The organism is Saccharibacillus brassicae (assembly GCF_006542275.1).
GTDB lineage: Bacteria > Bacillota > Bacilli > Paenibacillales > Paenibacillaceae > Saccharibacillus > Saccharibacillus brassicae.
Map to the genome: position 1 here is coordinate 839400 of NZ_CP041217.1, position 18163 is coordinate 857562.

Consider the following 18163-nt stretch of genomic DNA (forward strand, 5'->3'; position numbering starts at 1 on the left):
CGAAGCTTCACGTACAATCAAGCCTGCACGACGAAGAGGCCGGAGATCCGGCCTCTTCGTCGTGCACTTTGCAGGCTTCAACGCCGCCGCGGCAGCTTCGGTCAGCCTTTGACCGAGCCGATCATGACGCCTTTGTCGAAATACTTTTGCAGGAACGGATACACGAGCAGGATCGGCAGCGTCGAGACGATAATGACGCCGTATTTGACCTGGTCGGCATACTGCTGGGCATAGCCGCCCGACGCTCCGCCGGCACCGGCGCCCTGGGAGAACACCTGGTTGGACAGCAAAATGTCGCGCAGTACGATTTGCAGCGGCTGAAGATCGTTGCTGCGAATATAGATCAGGCCCGTGAAGAAATCGTTCCAGTGCGCGACCAGGTAATACAGCCCGATGACCGACACGATCGCTTTGGACAGCGGCAGCACGACCGAACCGAAATACCGGAAGTGCGAGCAGCCGTCCATCGCCGCCGCTTCGTACAGCTCTTTCGGGATCGAACTTTCGAAAAAGGACCGCGCAATGATCAGGTTGTACACGTTCACGCTGAACGGCAGGATGAACACCCAGATCGTGTTGAGCATGTTCAGGTCTTTCATCAGCAGGTAAGTCGGAATCAGCCCGCCGCCGAAAAACAGCGTGACGACGAACGCGAACATGATAAAGCGCCGGGCGCGGAACTCGTGCCGGGACAGCACGTAGGCCGCCGGCAGCGTGAACAGCAGGTTTACCGCCGTCCCGAGCACCGTATACAGGATCGTGTTGCCGTAGCCGGTCCAGATCCGCTGGTCTTTGAAGATTTCCGTGTAGCCGAAAAAGCTGATGTCTTTCGGAAAAATCGTCACCTGCCCTGTCGAGACGAGCGTCGAATTGCTGATCGAAGCGATGACGACAAAATACAGCGGATAGACGATACTGAGGAAGATCAGCAGACAGATCGTCAGCACGACCGCGTCGAACACCCACTCGCCGGGGCTTCGTTTATGCACGACTTCTTTTTGTTTTTTATGCGCAAGCTGCATGGTGATTCCGCTCCTTTCGTCCCCGGCCTGCCGGCGTTACCACAGGCTGGTCTCCGACGTTCTTCTGGCTACCAGGTTCATGGTGTACAGGAAGAAGAAATTGATCAGCGTATTGAACAGCCCGATCGCCGCCGAATAGCTGAATTGGTTGCTCACGATCCCGATCTTGTACACATACGTCGCGATGACTTCCGATACGGGAAGGTTCAGCGAGTTCTGCATCAGGAATATTTTCTCGAAGCCGGTACTGAGCACGCTGCCCATGCTAAGCACGAACAAGATGATGATCGTCGGAATCAGCGCCGGAATCTCGATATTGCGGATCGTCTGCCAGCGGCTGGCCCCGTCGATCTTCGACGCGTCGTACAGCTGCGGATCGACGGTCGAGAGCGCCGCCAGATAGATGATGCTGTTCCAGCCGCAGTGCTGCCAGATCTCGGAGATGACATATACGGGCACGAACGTCGAGGTGGAACCGATCAGATTGACGTCGCCGAGGCCAAGCGATTGCAGCAGGTGGCCGATCACGCCGGAGTTCGGCGACAGCAGCACGTTCAGCAGGCCGACCATGACGACGATCGAAATAAAGTGCGGCAGGTAGACGGTCGTTTGCAGCGCTTTTTTGGCCCGTTTCCACCGCAGCTGATTGATCAGCAGCGCCAGGATGATCGGTGCCGGGAAGCTGAGCACGACGGTGGACAGACTGATTACAATCGTGTTTTTCATCAAATCCGCGAACTGGTAACTCTCGAAAAACTGCTTGAAATAAAACAGTCCGCGCCATTCGCCGCCTGTCAGCCCTTTGGCAAAATTGTAATCGCGGAACGCAAGCTGAATGCCGTACATCGGAATGTAATTGAACACGAAAATGACGGCGATCGCCGGAAAAATCATGATCCACAGCTGATAGTCCCGTCTGAACGTATTGAGGACCGTCGGCTTTTTGCGTTTGTACGCTCTCAGGTTGACTGGATTTTCGTAGGGATTTTTGGGAACCATCCGCCTATCCGCTCCTTTCGCGAATGGGGGAGCCGCTTTCGCTCGGCGCGAAAACGGCTTCTCCGCCGCAAACGATTAATTTTGGCTCATATACTCGTCGTAATATTTTTGCATAATTTCGATATTGCGCTCGATGCCGGTTTTTTTGACGTCTTCGGCGTAGCCGGCCCATTGGTCTTCGACGCCGCCTTTGGTAATCCATTCCGCCCATTTGGACAGCGTGAGCGACAGCATCGCCGTGTTGTTCAACGTCATCGCGTTATTGTCTTCGACACTGTATTTGATAAACAGGCTCGGCAGCACGTCCTGGTCCTTGTCGACGTTTTCCAGCGCCGCTTTGAGCGGTTCCGTCTGCTTGCCGACCGACTGCATGTCCGTGCCGAGCTTGAGCTTGAGCGCATCGGAGATATACATCGGACCGTTGTCGGCCCAGGTCGTCGTCCATTTCCACGTGCCCGGGTCCATCGCGGCGTCTTCCGGAGGCAGCACTTCGTACGTGTCGTCGCCGTTGTCTTTGATATTCGTGCCGAGCGAGCCGAACAGCACCTGCATGCTCACTTCCGGATCGTACAGTTCGTTGATGAACTTCACGGCCGCTTCCTTGTTCTTCGACGTCGAAGCGAGCGAGACCATGTTCACGCCGTAGTTCAGCGAATTGTAATCGTACGACCAGGACACCGGATCGGTCGAGGAAGCGCTCTCTTTAAGCGGCGCGATCGACTCGTACTGCGGCGCCAGCGCGTTGCCGAAACGGTCGGTCACTTCCCAGCCCCATGTGAAGCCGACAGCCGCCGTGTCTCCGCTGCCGCGGGCCACCGACTGGTACTTCGTGTAGTCCTGCGTGAACACTTCCTTGTTGATCAGGCCGGCCGCGTAACATTTGTGCAAAAAAGCGACCAGGTCTTTGTAGCGCTCGTCGACGAAAAAGTTTTTGACCTTACCGTCTTCCACGAAATAGCCCTGCCCGCTCGTGTCGGTGAGCGTGATGCCCTGGCTGCCGAGCAGCACCGTCGGCATGAACGGACCGAACCCGCCTGTTCCGCTCGGCGCGAAGTCCATCGGAATCTCGTCGTTGGCGTCTCCGTTGCCGTTGGCGTCCTGTTCCTTGAACGCGAGCAGCACGTCGTACAGTTCATCCCAGTTCGTCGGTTCTTGCAGGCCCAGATTGTCGAGCCACTGCTTGTTAATGAACTGCCGCGTCGTCGTCTCGGGCCAGAACCGCTGATACTTCGGCAGGCCGTAGATTTTCCCGTCCAGTTGGGTCGAGATCGCTTTGGTCTCCGGTTTCTCTTCGAACATCTTCTTGATATTCGGCGCGTTCGTGTCCAGCAGCGGCGTCAGGTCTTCGAACAGCCCGGGGAACTGCGCGTAATCCGCGTCGGTGATCGCATTCGGGCCGATGATCAGGTCGGGCACGTCACCGCCCGCGAGCAGCGCCCCTTTTTTCTGGCCCCAGTCCGCGCTGACTTCCTGCCATTCGATCTCGACGCCGGCCCGCTCCTGCGCTTCCTGCAGCCATTTCATTTTGGAAAATTCCTGGGTCAGCGGGTGCTTGGTCATGATCGCCGTCAGCTTGACCTTGCCGTCCGGCGTCGTCTGCCCGCTGTCTCCGCTGCCTTCTTCCGAACCGCCGCAGCCTGCGAGCAGTCCCGCGCCGAGCGTCAGGACCGCCATCATCGCCATACTTTTTTTCATATTGAATCTCCTCCGTTTTCTGAATGCCGGATGCAGCGGGAAAGCGGTAAAGGCTGTATGTATGACACTTTTCCCTGCTGCCGTTCCGATCCCCTTTGAGTGGTGGAAGCGGTATGCGCGTAGTTTGAATCCGCTTACAAATCGATTTGATGCTCTTAGATTAATCGTATTTTGCATACTAAAAAATAGCTTAAAGTTAGAATAAGTGTCAAAAAGTCAGCTTTCGGATAAAAACAATTTGGCACGATTAGGGGTTTTATGATAGCTTTGTCTTAACCCTAATCATTCGTAAAAGAACAAATCAGAAAAGGAGGCCGCGTTGATGATTGCGTACGAACTGGCCATCGACACTCCCGTAGAGCTTGCGATTACCGGAAAATTCGTCGCTCCCGACGCCAACTGGATACACTTGAGCCGCACGCTGACCGACTACGAACTGATGGTGGTCACCGAAGGCGTGCTGCATCTTGCGGACGGCAAACAGCGCTTCGACGTCGCCGAAGGCGAATATTTGCTGCTGCCGCCGTCGACCGAGCAGTACGGCTACAAAGGATCGGCCTGCAGCTTTTACTGGCTGCATTTCTCGGCCAGGGAACAGACGGTCCGGATCGTCGATTCGGAGTGCAAACTGCCGGACAAGCAGGAGCCGAAGATCGTCCTGCCTCGCTACGGCAAAGTCAAAAGCTTGGAGAAAATGATCGTCATGATGAAGCAGCTGCAGGATTCCGTGCGCAGCTACAGCACGTCGACGCTCAACGATTACATGTCCACCGTCATTTTGTGCGAACTGTACAGCCAGCTGTTCCATACGGAAACAAGTCTCGGTTCGATCAAAAAAACCCGGCAGGAACAGCTCTACCACGACATCGTCGACTATATCAAATGGAGCCGCGGCGAGACCGTCAAAGTGTCGCAGATCGCGCAGCTGTTCGGCTACAACGAGAAATATTTGTCGCATCTGTTTTCTTCGATCGCCGGCGTGTCGCTCAAGCAGTATATTTTGCAGCAAAAGATGGAACTCGCCAAATTTCTGCTGACCGACACGAACCAGAATATTAGCGAGGTGTCGGTCAAGCTCGGCTACAGCGACTCGCATAATTTCATGAAAGCGTTTAAAAAAATCGTGGGACTGACGCCAAGCGATTTCCGCAACGCGTATGCCAAAAGGCTGCTGTTCTACGAATGATCGGCAGGTCCGCTTGAAGCGGACACTTGATCGACCTTTTTCCCGCAAAATGTCGCGCAACCAAGCGAAGCGACAAAAACTTCCCGGCTTGCGGCGCGTATACGTAAGACAAGGGTATGCGGAAAGGGGTTGGTCATCATCATGTTCCTGCTTTTTCTTGCGCTGGTCGCGATCGGGGCGGTAAACGTCCTGGCTCCGCACTGGATATGGCGCAGCCGATACGAAGGCAATCGCGAAGATCGCGCGGCCGAAGCGCAGACGCCCCCGGCTCCGGTCACGCTGAGCCGGCTGGCCGGTATGGCGGCCCTGCTGGCCGCGCTGATGCTGCTGATCAACGGGCTGTGAACGAAAGTTCCCGGCACAAGTCCGATTCCACTGTCCCCTGCGCCGACAAGCCAAAAAAAAACGGATCTCCCGTCTACCGGGAGATCCGTTTTTTGCCGATCCGGGGCTGTTCCTCATTTGATCGCTTTATTTGATCATTTTATTTGATCATTTTATTTGATCGCGACGCCGAACAGCCGCACCGTGTCTTCCCCCGGCGCTTCCCATTCGAAGTCGGCATAAAATTCCGCGCCGGAGAAGCCGGCACGCAGCAGCGCTTCGCGCAGCCACTGCGGCTCGTACGCCCGCTCGACATGCACTTCGTCGAAGCGGTCGTAGACGTCCGAAGAGGCTCCGCCGCCGCTTCGCCGCACGAAGATGCGCAGATGATGCTCGATCTCTGTCCGCTCTTCGTCAAGTCCGCACGTCCAAATATAGGACACCCCTTCTTCGTCGAGCACGAACGGCTGCTCTTCCTCGTAGCGGCGCAGCGTGTTCGGATGATGCACGTCGAACAGGAACGTCCCGCCCGGCTTCAGCCCGGCGTACGTCGCGCGGAACGCCGCTTCGACCTGCTCCGGCTCGGTCAGGTAATTCAGGCAGTCGCAGAACGAGATGACCGAATCGACCGGCGCCGGCGCCGCCCACTCCGTCATGTCCTGCCGCACGAACTGCAGGCTTCCGCTGCGCAGCAGCCCTTGCAGCGGCGGACGTTCGTCCGCTTTGCCGCGCGCGACCGCCAGCATGTCTTCCGACAGGTCGATTCCCGTCAGGCGATACCCTTCTTCGGCCAGCATCGTCGTCAGCGTGCCGGTACCGCAGCCCAGTTCGACGACTTCGCCGGGCTGTCCGTGCTTCTCCCACACTTCGAGCGCGAATCTTTTCCATTTGGCATAAGGCATATCCTGCATCAGCTCGTCGTAGACGTAAGCGAATTTTCCGTAAGACATGTCACTTGCCCCTTTACCCTTTTATTTTTCCCGCAAAAAAACGGCTCTTTTCCTACCCGGAAAAGAGCCGTGGTCGATCAATGCCTCTCGCCTGCACAGACCTTACTGCTGCGGGCCGGAAGACTTTTCATTGGAAGGCTTCTCATTAATGGCTTCGTCGCCCGTCTGCTTGAGGCGCGTCCAGTTGTCGTCCTGCTCGATCAGCCCGTTCTTCATCAGGCGGCCAAGCGCCCGCTTGAACGCCGACTTGCTGATGCCGAAGCGCAGCTTGATGATGTCCGGCGCCGTGCTGTCGGAATAAGGCATCGCGCCGCCGTCGCGGCCGCGCATGAATTCCAGAATCCGCTCCGCGTCTTCGTCCATGCCGATTTCTTTGGGCTTGGCCATCGACAGATTGACGCGGCCGTCTTCTTCGCGCACGCGCGCGACGCGGACGTCGATCACTTCGCCCAGGCGCAGCGGCCGCGGACGTTCCGTCGAATGGATAAGGCCCAGCGCGCCGAAGCCCAGAACGCCGCCGTCGACGACGACGAACGTGCCCATCTGCAACGGACGGTAGACCGTCGCTTTCATCCATTGGTTTTTCCACGATTCCGGTGCCTGGAAGCACAGCGGCGACAGTTCTTCCTCGCCCGAGGCGCGGGCGAGCAGACGTCCCTGCTTGTCACGGTCCATGCGCACGAAGACGCGGTCGCCGATCTCCGGCTGCAGTTCCGGCGTTTCCGGCAGCTCGCGCTTCGGAAGCAGCAGCTGGCGGCCGAGACCCATTTCGAGGAAGCAGCCGAGCCGCGGATGAATATCCGCGACTTCCAGCGCGCCGATCTCGCCGAACGTCAGCAGCGGTCTTTTCATCGTGGCGATCAGACGGTCTTCGGAGTCGTGGTGAATAAACACCTCGGTGTCCTGGCCGTTGCGGAATTTCATATTGCCGGTGCGCTCCGTGTAGGGCAGCAGCACTTCGTTCACGCCGTCGGTCATGAAAAATCCGTGCGGAGACACTTCACGGGCCACCTTCAGCGTAACGATCGTACCCGCTTCGAGACTCATACCGTCGTCACCACTTTGGCGTCCGACCAGACGCGCTCGATATTGTAATATTCGCGTTCGTCGCGGTGGAAAATATGCACGACGACGTCGCCGAGATCCATCAGCACCCAACGTGCCGAATCCATGCCTTCGATGCCGCGAATAGGCGCGCCGGCGTCAATAGCGTGCTTGCGCACTTCCGCCGCGATCGCCTGAACCTGCGTATCGGAATTACCGTGGCATACCACGAAATAATCGGCGACCATCGAGATGCCGGTCAAGTCCAGAGCCACGACGTTCATCGCCTTTTTCTCCGCTGCGGCCTCCATCGCGAGATGAAGCAGTTCTTTTGGTTTTACACTCATTCGTTAGCCTCCCTTTTTTTCGGATACCGGCTTGTTCTGCCGCGCCGACTCGCGCTGCGCGAGCTGGCGAATCAGATCGTTGCGGGCCAGTACCGTTGTCGGAAATATCGTTTGTCCCCGTTCGACCAACACACGCAGCGTGGAGTCGAATCCGGCGACCAGTCCTTCTTCCAAGCTGAGACGCGCTTTTTCGCGGATCAGTTCCACGCCCGGAAAATCGCGTCCCGGCTCGATATAATCGGCCAGGCAGACCACTTTGTCGAGCAGGGTCATGCCTTCGCGGCCGGAGGTGTGATACCGGATCGCGTCGATCACTTCGCGGTCTTCGATGCCGTATTCGTGTTCCGCCACGTAGGCGCCCACTTCCGAATGCCACATCGGCGCGTCGTAATTCAGCAGATCGGCGTTCATGCCGTTCTCGGCGATGACCGCCGACTGGCGCTGGACGGGCCAATATTTGGCCACGTCGTGAATGATGGCGGCAAGCTCCGCCCGGGCGGGATCGGCGCCGTAGCGCTCGGCAAGTTCGATCGCCGAGTGCATGACGCCGAGCGTATGCTGCCATCTGCGCGCCGGCATCTGCGCCGAGACGCGATCAATCAGTTCCTGGCGCGTGTACCGCATGCGCATCGCTCCTCCGCAAATAATCGTAGACGTTATCGGGCACAAGATAGCGCGCGGACACGCCTTTCTTGAGCCGGTCGCGGATTTCCGTCGAAGAAATTTCGAGCTGCGGCATGTCGACATGGTCGATCCGCTCCGCGACGAGCGCGTCGAGTCCCGACGTATCGAGCTTGTACCCGGCCCGGCCGACGGCCGCGAAGCGGGTCAGCAGAGCCAGCTTTTCGATCCGTTCCCACTTGGGCAAGTAGTTGACCATATCCGTGCCGACGATGAAATGAAAAGACGCGTGCGGATATTTCGCCACAAGCTCGCCCATCGTATCCGCCGAATAAGAGACGCCTCCGCGCCGAAGCTCGATATCGAGCGTCCGGAACGCCGGCTGCGTGCCGATGGCGAGCTCCACCATATGCAGCCGTTCCTCGCCCGAGAAGCCGGCTTCGGCTTTGTGCGGAGGGATATGGGACGGCATGAACCAGACTTCGTCCAGGCCAAGCGCCTCGCGCGCCGTCTCGGCGGCGACCAAATGCCCGATATGGATCGGGTCGAACGTTCCGCCCATGATTCCGATCTTCACAATCTTTCACTCCTCCGCTTCGCTTCAAGGCCGCCGCATTCGCGGCGCCGCCGGATTACGGCAGTACGATTTGCTTGTTTTCTTTCGATTCTTTGTACAGCACGATCGTGCGGCCGATAACCTGTACCAATTCCGCTTCCGCGGCTTCGGCCAGTTTCGATCCGAGTTCCTTCGGCTCTTCGTCGCAGTTTTTGAGCACCGTGATTTTGAGCAGTTCGCGGGTCTCGATCGCTTCGTTGATATGCCGAACGAGCTGATCGTTGAATCCGCCTTTGCCGATCTGGAAGATCGCGTTCAGATGATGCGCCTCGGAGCGCAAATAACGTTTTTGTTTGCCTGTCAGCATAAGTTTGATAAACTCCTCTTTTTGGAAAATGCCGCCCGCACGGCGGGGTTCGCCCCCAAGGCGGACGGCCGTTCTTATTCATTCTTTACCCATTTTGCGTCAAATCTCCATGCTTGCCAGCACCGCGCGGCGCATGGCAGAGACCGGTGCCGGCACGCCCGTCCAATATTCCAGCGCATAAGCGCCCTGGTAGACGAACATGCCGAGTCCGCCGTGCGTCCGGCAGCCGCGCTCGCGCGCAAGGCGCAGCAGGCGCGTCTCCAGCGGGTTGTAGATCAGGTCGCTGACGATTTCCGTCCCGCGCAGAAGCGCGGGATCGAGCGGCAGTCCGTCCACGTGCGGATGCATCCCGACCGACGTCGTGTTAATGACGAGATCCGCGCTTTCGAGCGCCTGCGCCGCACGGTCCGCCGGCAGCGCGACCAGGTCGATCAGGTCGCTCCACTCGCGCGCCAGTTCTTCGGCCCGCTGCGTCGTCCGGTTCAGCAGCGTGATCCGGTCCGGCGCTTCGGCCGCGAGCGCATGCACGATGCCTCTTGCGGCGCCGCCCGCCCCGATCACGACGATGCGGCGGCCCGTCAATTCGGCCGCCGCCTCTTCCTTCAGGGAGCGGACATACCCGATCCCGTCCGTATTGCGGCCGATCAACCGGCCGTTCTCGTTCACGATCGTGTTGACCGCGCCGATCCGCCGGGCGTCTTCGCCCAGCTCGTCGAGGTAGGGCATGACGTTTTCCTTGTGCGGGATCGTCACGTTGATGCCCCGGTAGCCGTCTTCGCGCACGGAACGGATCATGTCCCCGAGCCGCTGCGGCGTCACATGGATCGCCGCGTACTCGCCTTCGAGGCCCAGTTCCCGCAGCGCGGCGTTATGCATCGCCGGGGATTTGGAATGCGCGATCGGATCTCCGATCACGCCAAGCTTGAGCGCACGCTGTCGATTCACGGCTTATTCCTCCCGAACGCGCGCCGGTCGTCAGACCAGCGAACCGCGCATAATGACTTTTACGCCTTTCGGCGCGTGAACGGCCGCTTTGGCGCCGCTCTCCCCGTTCGCTTTGATCCAGCCGAGACCGGAGATGAACAGATCCTGGGCGCCGCCTTTGGGAATGCGGAATTCGTGCCGCGTCCAGGCCGGGATATTCTGCCCGCTTTCGAGCGACGGCGGCGTCAGCAGCTCGCCCAGATGATCGGCGTACAGCTCATCGGCGCGGCCGAGCTTCGTCCGGTGCAGCTTGAGCGCTCCGCTCGTATAGAAAGTGAACGATTGGCGTTCGCCTTCGACGAAGTCGAACCGCGCCAGTCCGCCGATAAACAGCGTCTGGCCTTCGTTGAGCTGGTACACGGCCGGCTTGAGCGGCTTCTCGGGCATGATCTTGACCATATCGCCCGGCGTCACCAGTTCCGTGTAGCGGGACGGGTAGACAATCCCCGGCGTATCGACGATGTATTTGCCGTCGTCGAGCGGGATATTGACCATATCGAGCGTCGTGCCCGGATACCGGGACGTCGTCAACTCTTCGTCGAGATCGCTGTAGTCGGTAATTAGGCGGTTAATGAGCGTGGACTTGCCCACGTTCGTCGCGCCGACGACATAGACGTCGCGATCGCCGCGGCGATCAGCGACTTCCTGAAGCAGACGATCGAAGCCCAGATTTTTTTTGGCGCTGCACAGCACGATCTCTTCGGTCTTGAGACCGGCTTCCTTCGCCTGCTTCTGCACCCAGTTGCGCACTTTGTTCCAGTTCGTCACTTTCGGCAGCAGGTCGATTTTGTTGACCGCGAGAATAACCGGATTGCTGCCGACAAAGCGCTGCAGTCCGGTAATGATGCTGCCGTCAAAGTCGAACAGGTCCACGATGTGGATCACCAGCGCCTTGCGGTCGCCGATCTGGCTGAGCATGCGCAGGAACTCGTCCTGGTTGACCGCAACCGAAGCCACTTCGTTGTAATTTTTGATCCGGAAGCAGCGGCGGCAGATCTGCGCGCCTTCTTCCTTCAACTGCGGAATATAGCCCAGTCCCGCCGGGTCTTCCGTTTGAAGCGCGGCTCCGCATCCGCTGCAGCGGACGACGGCCGAGCCTTCGAGTCTTTCCGTCATTTCTTCTTTTCCTCCTCGAGCCATTTGCCCATTTTGCGCAGGCGTCCGATCGCGACGCGTTCGACCCTGCGGTTGAACCGGGTGCGCCAGCCTTCGTCGCCGATCGCGATCGGCAGCACCAATACGGTGTACAGGCCCAGCCGGTTGCCGCCGAGCACGTCGGTAAGCAGCTGGTCGCCGACGACGATCGTCTGCTTCTCGCTGAGCTTCATCAGCTCCATCGCTTTGCGAAACGGAGCATGGGACGGCTTGCGGGCCGCATGCACGAAACGAATATCGAGCGGCGTAGCGAATACGGACACGCGGTTCATATTATTGTTGGATACGATCACCAGTTGAAAACCGAGCTCTTTCACTTTCGCAAACCAGGCGATCAGTTCGGGCGTGGCGTTCGGGGCTTTGGCGCCGACCAGCGTGTTGTCCAGGTCGGTCACGATGCCGCGATAGCCGCGCTTATACAAATCTTCCAGGTCGATATCGAATACCGTATCGACTTGAAGCTTGGGCAGCAGTGTTTGAAACAACGTCTTGTCACCTCTTCGAAAGACTCCACCCCCGCACGGCAGCGAGGCTTCGTTCGGGGATAGCCTTTTTAGTCTTTAAGTTCAAACTATATCACAGCGAACGCTTCGCGTCAGCTATTGGATTGAGGCAGCGGCGGCGTAACCGGATAGTACCCTTTCCAGTTCTTCTTGAGCTCCGACGTCAGGCGCTGCATTTCGGCCCATTCGTCGTCCGTAATCCGCTCGGGGCTGTACCGGGCTTTCTCGAACAGGGCCAGGATCGGCGCCGTGACGGCTTCCGCCCCGGTCACTTTGCGTTCCCAGCGCGCAAGCGATTCGCGCAGCGTCTCGTGTTGTTCGCGCTTCATGCCTTTGCGGCCGAGGAAGCGCAGGAAACGTTCCATTTCCAGCACGATTTTCTGATCGGACGTCAGCGGGCCGCCCATGCGCAGGCCCATCACGAAGAAGTAGATCGAACGGCGGCGTACCCAGAGCAGGAACGCGCCCCAGGCGGCAACGATAACCGCAGCGGCCGTCACGATGATCGGTACGAGCGGCGAATCGGAATCCGTCGGCGCGGCCGCATCGGCCGGCAGCACTTCTTCTTCCTCTTCTTCCGGCTGCTGTTCCGGCTCTTCCACCGGATCGGGTTGATCCGGCGCGGCCGAGTCTTGCAGCAGCGGCATGCTGAAGCCTCTGGTCGCTTCGACCGGCACCCAGCCGTAATCGCCGAAATACACTTCCGCCCACGAATGGGCGTTGGCGTTCGTGACTTCATACTCGGCGCTGTTCTCGCTGAAGCGCTCGGGAATCTCGCCCGTCGAATTGCCGGGCGCATAGCCTTTGACCCAGCGGGCCGGAATCCCCTGCGAACGGGCCATCATGACCATCGCGGTCGAGAAATAATCGCAGTAGCCTTCTTTGATATCGAACAGGAATCCTTCGACGAAGTCGTCGCTTTGGCGGCGCGACAGCGTCGGGTTGTTCGTATACAGGTAGTTTTGCTGCAAATGCTGCTGCAGCAAATACACTTTCTCGTACGGCGTCTTGCCCGAAGAGGTCACTTCCGAAGCGAGATCCGTGACGCGCTGCGGGAATCCGCGCGGAACCTGCACGTAACGCGGATCGACGCCGTCCGGATACAGCTGGGTATAAGTCGCCTTCTGCAGGGCGTCTACCGGCACGATCGGCACTTCCGACGTGATCGTATACGTCTTCGGATAGATCGTCGCGCCGCGGCCGGCGCGCTCCTGCCAATGCAGCTCGCCCTGTTCGGGCTTCCACTGCATGCGCGATTCGCCGTTTTCGATATCGACGTTCTCCACCCGGTTGATGGAATACGCCCCGAACAGAACGGGATACGTCGAATCGGACTGCATGGTAACGCGCTGGCGCACGGTCTGGGTCGGCGTCAGCGGCGCTTCTTCTTCCGCTTCGAGTTCGCGGTCGCGGGCCACTTCGTCGAGCGATCCCCAACCGCTGTCGGCATCCCAGCCGCTGCCGGTATACGTCATGCGCGTCTCGCCGCGCCAGTAGCTGCGCTCCGTCGATTCGATAGTCATGACCGGCGTATAGTCGAAATTGAACCCGCCGCCGAGCTGGCCGTCTTCCCGGCTGTAACCGGAAGACGAAGCCTGGTTTTGCAGCAGGCCGTTTCCGTTGAACGCCGTGGTCGACGTGCCCTGGATCTGTCTCCAGGCCGTGTACGGATCGGTCAGGATCGGCTGCACGAACGGCATGTTGATGCCGGCCAGAATCACGAGCGAGAACACGACCGCGGTGTTGATCAGCAGCTTGAACGGATTGCGGCGGATCGCGGTCCAGCCTCTGGGAAAACGGGTCTGGAAGCGGCGGAAGTGATCGCACACCAGCCAGCCCATCGTCGCGAAGACGATCCACGCCACCTGTTTCCACAAGCTGACGACCGTGAACGAATCCAGCGCCGCCATCGGCACGATGTTCAGAAAAGCGAAAATCAAAATCCGCCGCTGGCTGTTCACCGCGCGAATACAAAATTCGAACAGCAGCCAGGCAATCAGGGCGAACCAGACGTACGGGAACATGGCCGCGGAGAACTGCTCCGCTCTTGACGCCAGCGTTCCGGTCGGTTCGAATACGCCGTAGCGGCGCAGCACGCTGTACATGACGACGACGAAAGCGATCGCCTTCAGCCCGAGCCTGAACCAGGAAACGTTCGGCAGCAGCACGTGGATCACGGCTACCGTGGCCAGCACGGCCAGCACGAGAGCATTGGTCTCGTCAAACCACAGGGTGCGCGTATACGTCAACCATTGCAGGGCGAAGATCATCAGCCAGACGGCAGCGACCGCCGTATACCAGGACGACTTGAACGATTCGGCCCATTTCTTCATCTAATGCCTCCTTCCAAAACGGACGGCAGCTCATCCAGGCTGCCGACGCGGTAAGCGGCGACTCCTTTGGCACGCAGCGAAGACACCCACTGCTTCGACGCGGCTTCGCTTTCTTTGGCCGGAGCCTCCGTAATTTGAACCTGGCAAAAACTCATCTGGTGCGTCTGCGCGAAGCGCATCAGTTCCGTGACCGGTCCTTCGGACAGCGGCGTCACGAGCACCAGAACCGCTCCTCTCGGGAGACGGCTCCGGGCGGACTCCAGCGAAGAGAGCAGCGAGCCGCTGCCCTTCGAGTCCAGGTCGACCAGATGATCCATCATCTCGTGCAGCTTGGAACGGCCCTGCCCCGGCTCGAACACGCGCACTTCGCTGCCGAGCGAGCACAATCCGATCGGAATCGATTCGCGCCCGCCGTATTCCAAAATCGAAGCGGCTGTCGAGACGGCCGTTTCGAATTGTCTCGGGGAGCGATAATGTTCTTCGAACGTGTCGAGCACGAGCATCGTTTTGGGAATCGATTCGTATTCGAATTCTTTCGATTTCCATTCTCCGGTCCGGGCGGTCGCGTTCCAGTGGATACGCGAGATCCGGTCGCCGTAGACGTAGTCGCGCACGCCGCCGACCTGATTGGTCTCGCGGCCGGACACATTGCCGACCGACTGCGGCCCGAGCAGCCGGTTGCGGCGGTCGAGCAGCTGCCATTTGGCGATTGGGGCCGTGCGCGGCCGGACGCGGAATTCGCCGCGGGCCGAGAAAGCGCCGCGATGCTCGATCAGGCCGAAAATGTCTTCGGTGACGCATTCCGTCTCCGAAAAAGCGTACCGGCCGCGTTCGAGCGGCGGCGTCTGAAACAGCAGTTCGCCCCGGCCGTTCATGCCCGGCACGAGACTTTCTTCGAACGACCACGTTTCTCCGCTGTGGCGTTTGAGCGTCTCGCGCACGATGACGTACGGCAGAGGCAGAAATCCGGGGATTTCCAGCCGCAGCCGGACCCGGATCTGGTCGCCGGCGTGCAGCACGCCGCCCCATTCGCCCACGTCGCCCGAGAAGCTGCGTTCTCCCCGCGTCCGGCCGATGCCGTTAAGGCCGCCGAACAGCAGGTACAGACCGAACAGCGTGACCATCGCGAACAGCATGACCGACGTTTTGCCGCCCTGGAACAGCAGGTAGAACAGGCAGCACATCCAGACCGAGATCAGCATCGACATTTTGGCGGGAGACAGCTTGGGCTTGAAAAGGCTCCAGATTTCCCGCATGCGTTAGCGTCCCATCGATACCGGAACGCTGCTGGCGGCCAGCAGATTGCGAATCAGCGATTCGGCGTTCAGGCTGTCGAGACGGGCTTCCGGACGGATCAGAACGCGGTGCGGCAGCACGAAAGGCGCCAATTCCTTGATATCGTCGGGCAGCACGAAATCGCGTTCGTTAATGAAGGCGTACGCTTTGGCCGCCAGAGCGAACGAAATCGAAGCGCGCGGGCTTGCGCCCAGCAGCACGGACGGATGTTCGCGCGTGGCGCGGATGATGCCGAGCATATACGACGTGACGGCTTCGCTCATATGCACGTCGCGCACTTCGCGCTGGATAGCGGCGATCTGCGCCATGTCGGTCACCGCATGCAGCTGGTCGGCCGGCTGGCCGATCCGGTTGGCGCTGATCAGGCTTTTCTCCGTCTCCAGATCGGGATAACCCATATGCAGCTTCATCATGAAGCGGTCGAGCTGGGCTTCCGGCAGCACGTACGTGCCTTCGAAATCGATCGGATTCTGCGTGGCGCACAGCATGAACGGATGCGGCAGCGGATGCGTCTCCCCGTCGACCGTCACGCTGCGTTCTTCCATCGCTTCGAGCAGCGCGGACTGCGTCTTGGTCGTGGCGCGGTTGATCTCGTCGGCGAGCAAAATATGCGACATGATCGGACCCGGACGGAACTGGAACCGCTCTTCGCGCGGATGGTAGATCGATACGCCGGTGATGTCGGTCGGCAGCAGGTCGGGGTTGCACTGCACGCGGCGGTAGACGCCTTCCATCGAACGGGCCAGCGCTTTGATCAGCTGCGTTTTGCCCGTGCCGGGCACGTCTTCGATCAGCACGTGTCCCCCGGCGAGCAGAGCGGTCATCAACAATTTTATTTCAAAGGTTTTCCCTAATATGCAAGTCTCAAGATTGGATCTTACGGCGGTAACGATCTGCATGGATTCGGAACTTACGGACATGTGGACAACCTCCTAAGTCATTCTCCTACGGACGCGCAAACCGTTTTTCAAAAAGTAAGATGCTTCTGAAAAGGTACGCTAGTATATTGTACATGATCGAAGCACCGAACGCACATATCCGGCTGGAAAAAACGGGATTATGCCGGCAGTCGTGACAATTGCTGCCTGAGCCTGCATACTTATAAGGAAGAGCGGGCACGGCGTTCCCGCGGTCATATTCAAGAATGGAGAGTGCGAACATGAATAACGAAACCTTGGCTTTATTCAAAGAACTAACGGAATTCCCGGCGGCTCCGGGATTTGAGCGCGAACTGCGCGCCCTCGTCAAGGAGAAGCTGTCGGCGTATACGCAGGAGTTCGTCCAGGACCGGATCGGCAGTTTGTTCGGCGTTATGCGCGGCCAGGAAGACGGACCGAAAGTCATGGTTGCCGGACACTTCGACGAAGTCGGCTTCCTCGTCAACGGCATTACGCCGACCGGCCTCGTGCGCTTCCAGCCGCTCGGCGGCTGGTGGAGCCAGGTCGTGCTCGGGCAGCGGTTGCAGATCATCACCGAAAACGGTCCCGTTACCGGCGTCGTCGGCTCGACGCCGAAGCATCTGCTCGGCGAAGCGGAAGCGAACCGTCCGGCGGACCTCAAGTCGATGTATATCGACCTCGGCGCCGACGACCGCGCGGAAGCGGAAAGCTTCGGCATCAAGGTCGGCCAGCAGGTGCTGCCGATCTGCGATTTCACCCCGCTGTCCAATCCGAAGAAAATTATGGCCAAAGCGTGGGACAACCGCTACGGCGTGGGCCTCGCTATCGAACTGCTCAAGGAACTGCAGGGCGAGCAGCTGCCGAATACGGTCTACAGCGGCGCTACCGTGCAGGAAGAAGTCGGGCTGCGCGGCGCCAGAACGGCGGCCAACCTGATCCAGCCGGACATCTTCTTCGCGCTCGATTGCAGCGCGGCGAATGATATGACGGGCGACCGCAGCCTGTTCGGCCATCTCGGCGAAGGCGCGCTGCTGCGCATTTTCGATCCGACGATGATCACGCACCGCGGCCTGCTTGAATACGTGCAGGATACGGCATCCACCCACAAGGTCAAAGTCCAGCCGTTTATTTCCCCGGGCGGCACCGACGCCGGCCAGGTGCATCTGAGCGGAATCGGCGTCCCTTCGACCGTCATCGGCATCTGCGGACGCTATATCCATACGTCTTCGTCGATCATTCATACCGACGACTACGCAGCGGCCAAAGAACTGCTCGTGCGCCTCGTCAAAGGCCTCGATCGCACGACGATGAACACGATCATCGAACGTGCCTGACTTCGTTTCTGTCGACGCTCCGGCCGAAATATAGCGCCAAAAAATATTTTTCCCTTTTCGCTGTCAAAACCATCAGAAAAAACATCCACCGTCCGATATAAGTCTTAAGGGGTGGTTTTAGTGGCAACTAAGGGACAAACATTTTGCAAGTACAGCTATGAAACGAAGCTTAGAGCCGTTCAAATGCGTATGGACGGAATGACAAAAAAGCAGGTGGCGAAAGAGCTCGGCATTTACGATCTCAATCGTCTAAAGATCTGGATGCGTAAATATAAGGCTGAAGGTGAACTAGGTCTAATTGACCACAGAGGTAGACGTGAAGATGCTTTTATGGAGCAGGAATTCGTTGAAAACGAGCTGAGCGCCCAGAGCGTTGGATGAGTCGTTCGACCGTTTCATGCGCAAAAAGCGGCATCCCCGAATTTGAGCCGAAAGGCTGCCGGGAATGCCGCTTTTTGGCGTGCATGGCGAACTCTGTGTGCGGTCGGCCATTGACGAATGTCCGGCAATCCCCGAAGATCAAATCAAGAGCTGCATCATTCGTTCAG

Annotated in this window: 19 protein-coding genes; 4 read left to right on the forward strand and 15 right to left on the reverse strand. The window is 58.9% G+C overall.

The window, feature by feature from the left end; all coding sequences use genetic code 11:
* Window positions 1-101: 101 nt before the first annotated feature.
* The 3 genes from FFV09_RS03335 to FFV09_RS03345 all read right to left on the reverse strand — a co-directional run bounded on the left by FFV09_RS03335 (window position 102) and on the right by FFV09_RS03345 (window position 3716).
* The gene (locus tag FFV09_RS03335) at window positions 102-1022 is read right to left on the reverse strand and encodes a carbohydrate ABC transporter permease (protein ID WP_141446362.1); all 921 of its coding nucleotides are present in this window, start codon (window positions 1020-1022) and stop codon (window positions 102-104) included.
* Window positions 1023-1058: 36 nt separating this feature from the next.
* The gene (locus FFV09_RS03340) at window positions 1059-2021 is read right to left on the reverse strand and encodes an ABC transporter permease (RefSeq protein WP_141446363.1); all 963 of its coding nucleotides are present in this window, start codon (window positions 2019-2021) and stop codon (window positions 1059-1061) included.
* 75 nt (window positions 2022-2096) lie between these two features.
* Complete coding sequence (locus tag FFV09_RS03345) at window positions 2097-3716, reverse strand: extracellular solute-binding protein (protein ID WP_141446364.1); 1620 nt, start codon at window positions 3714-3716, stop codon at window positions 2097-2099.
* Window positions 3717-4038: 322 nt separating this feature from the next.
* On the opposite strand from FFV09_RS03345, the gene FFV09_RS03350 reads away from it, so the two are divergent.
* Window positions 4039-4902 carry an AraC family transcriptional regulator gene (locus FFV09_RS03350; protein ID WP_141446365.1) on the forward strand — a complete coding sequence of 288 codons (864 nt, stop codon included), beginning with the start codon at window positions 4039-4041 and terminating at the stop codon, window positions 4900-4902.
* 141 nt (window positions 4903-5043) lie between these two features.
* The gene (locus FFV09_RS03355; RefSeq protein WP_141446366.1) at window positions 5044-5247 is read left to right on the forward strand and encodes a DUF6199 family natural product biosynthesis protein; all 204 of its coding nucleotides are present in this window, start codon (window positions 5044-5046) and stop codon (window positions 5245-5247) included.
* A gap of 152 nt (window positions 5248-5399) precedes the next feature.
* Here FFV09_RS03355 and FFV09_RS03360 read toward each other — a convergent pair whose 3' ends face one another.
* From FFV09_RS03360 to FFV09_RS03415, 12 genes are all read right to left on the reverse strand, one after another.
* A complete protein-coding gene (locus tag FFV09_RS03360) occupies window positions 5400-6176 on the reverse strand; it encodes a class I SAM-dependent DNA methyltransferase (RefSeq protein ID WP_141446367.1) in 777 nt (258 codons plus the stop codon).
* A 102-nt stretch (window positions 6177-6278) separates the two neighbouring features.
* Entirely contained in the window at window positions 6279-7223 is a 945-nt protein-coding gene (locus FFV09_RS03365; protein WP_141446368.1) for a CvfB family protein, read from the reverse strand.
* Window positions 7220-7567 carry a ribosome silencing factor gene (gene rsfS / locus FFV09_RS03370; RefSeq protein ID WP_141446369.1) on the reverse strand — a complete coding sequence of 116 codons (348 nt, stop codon included), beginning with the start codon at window positions 7565-7567 and terminating at the stop codon, window positions 7220-7222. The genes FFV09_RS03365 and rsfS overlap by 4 nt, the downstream gene beginning before the upstream one ends.
* A 3-nt stretch (window positions 7568-7570) precedes the next feature.
* Window positions 7571-8191 carry a bis(5'-nucleosyl)-tetraphosphatase (symmetrical) YqeK gene (gene yqeK, locus FFV09_RS03375; protein ID WP_141446370.1) on the reverse strand — a complete coding sequence of 207 codons (621 nt, stop codon included), beginning with the start codon at window positions 8189-8191 and terminating at the stop codon, window positions 7571-7573.
* The gene (locus tag FFV09_RS03380) at window positions 8163-8765 is read right to left on the reverse strand and encodes a nicotinate-nucleotide adenylyltransferase (RefSeq protein WP_141446371.1); all 603 of its coding nucleotides are present in this window, start codon (window positions 8763-8765) and stop codon (window positions 8163-8165) included. The genes yqeK and FFV09_RS03380 overlap by 29 nt, the downstream gene beginning before the upstream one ends.
* Before the next feature lie 55 nt (window positions 8766-8820).
* Entirely contained in the window at window positions 8821-9111 is a 291-nt protein-coding gene (gene yhbY / locus FFV09_RS03385) for a ribosome assembly RNA-binding protein YhbY (protein ID WP_141446372.1), read from the reverse strand.
* Window positions 9112-9210: 99 nt separating this feature from the next.
* Window positions 9211-10056 carry a shikimate dehydrogenase gene (locus FFV09_RS03390; protein ID WP_141446373.1) on the reverse strand — a complete coding sequence of 282 codons (846 nt, stop codon included), beginning with the start codon at window positions 10054-10056 and terminating at the stop codon, window positions 9211-9213.
* Window positions 10057-10086: 30 nt separating this feature from the next.
* Complete coding sequence (gene yqeH, locus FFV09_RS03395) at window positions 10087-11211, reverse strand: ribosome biogenesis GTPase YqeH (RefSeq protein ID WP_141446374.1); 1125 nt, start codon at window positions 11209-11211, stop codon at window positions 10087-10089.
* On the reverse strand, window positions 11208-11735 hold the full coding sequence (locus tag FFV09_RS03400; protein ID WP_141446375.1) for a YqeG family HAD IIIA-type phosphatase: 528 nt from the start codon (window positions 11733-11735) through the stop codon (window positions 11208-11210). Before FFV09_RS03400 ends, yqeH begins: the two co-directional genes overlap by 4 nt.
* A 110-nt stretch (window positions 11736-11845) precedes the next feature.
* A complete protein-coding gene (locus FFV09_RS03405; protein WP_141446376.1) occupies window positions 11846-14086 on the reverse strand; it encodes a transglutaminase TgpA family protein in 2241 nt (746 codons plus the stop codon).
* On the reverse strand, window positions 14083-15342 hold the full coding sequence (locus FFV09_RS03410) for a DUF58 domain-containing protein (protein ID WP_141446377.1): 1260 nt from the start codon (window positions 15340-15342) through the stop codon (window positions 14083-14085). Before FFV09_RS03410 ends, FFV09_RS03405 begins: the two co-directional genes overlap by 4 nt.
* Window positions 15343-15345: 3 nt before the next feature.
* Entirely contained in the window at window positions 15346-16302 is a 957-nt protein-coding gene (locus tag FFV09_RS03415) for an AAA family ATPase (RefSeq protein ID WP_141446378.1), read from the reverse strand.
* A gap of 239 nt (window positions 16303-16541) precedes the next feature.
* Between FFV09_RS03415 and FFV09_RS03420 the strand changes: the two genes are divergently transcribed.
* Together FFV09_RS03420 and FFV09_RS03425 are read left to right on the forward strand one after the other, a co-directional pair.
* Complete coding sequence (locus FFV09_RS03420; RefSeq protein ID WP_141446379.1) at window positions 16542-17615, forward strand: M42 family metallopeptidase; 1074 nt, start codon at window positions 16542-16544, stop codon at window positions 17613-17615.
* Window positions 17616-17735: 120 nt separating this feature from the next.
* Window positions 17736-17996 (forward strand): helix-turn-helix domain-containing protein, encoded by a 261-nt coding sequence (locus FFV09_RS03425; protein WP_141446380.1) that lies wholly within the window; start codon window positions 17736-17738, stop codon window positions 17994-17996.
* Window positions 17997-18163: the final 167 nt, after the last annotated feature.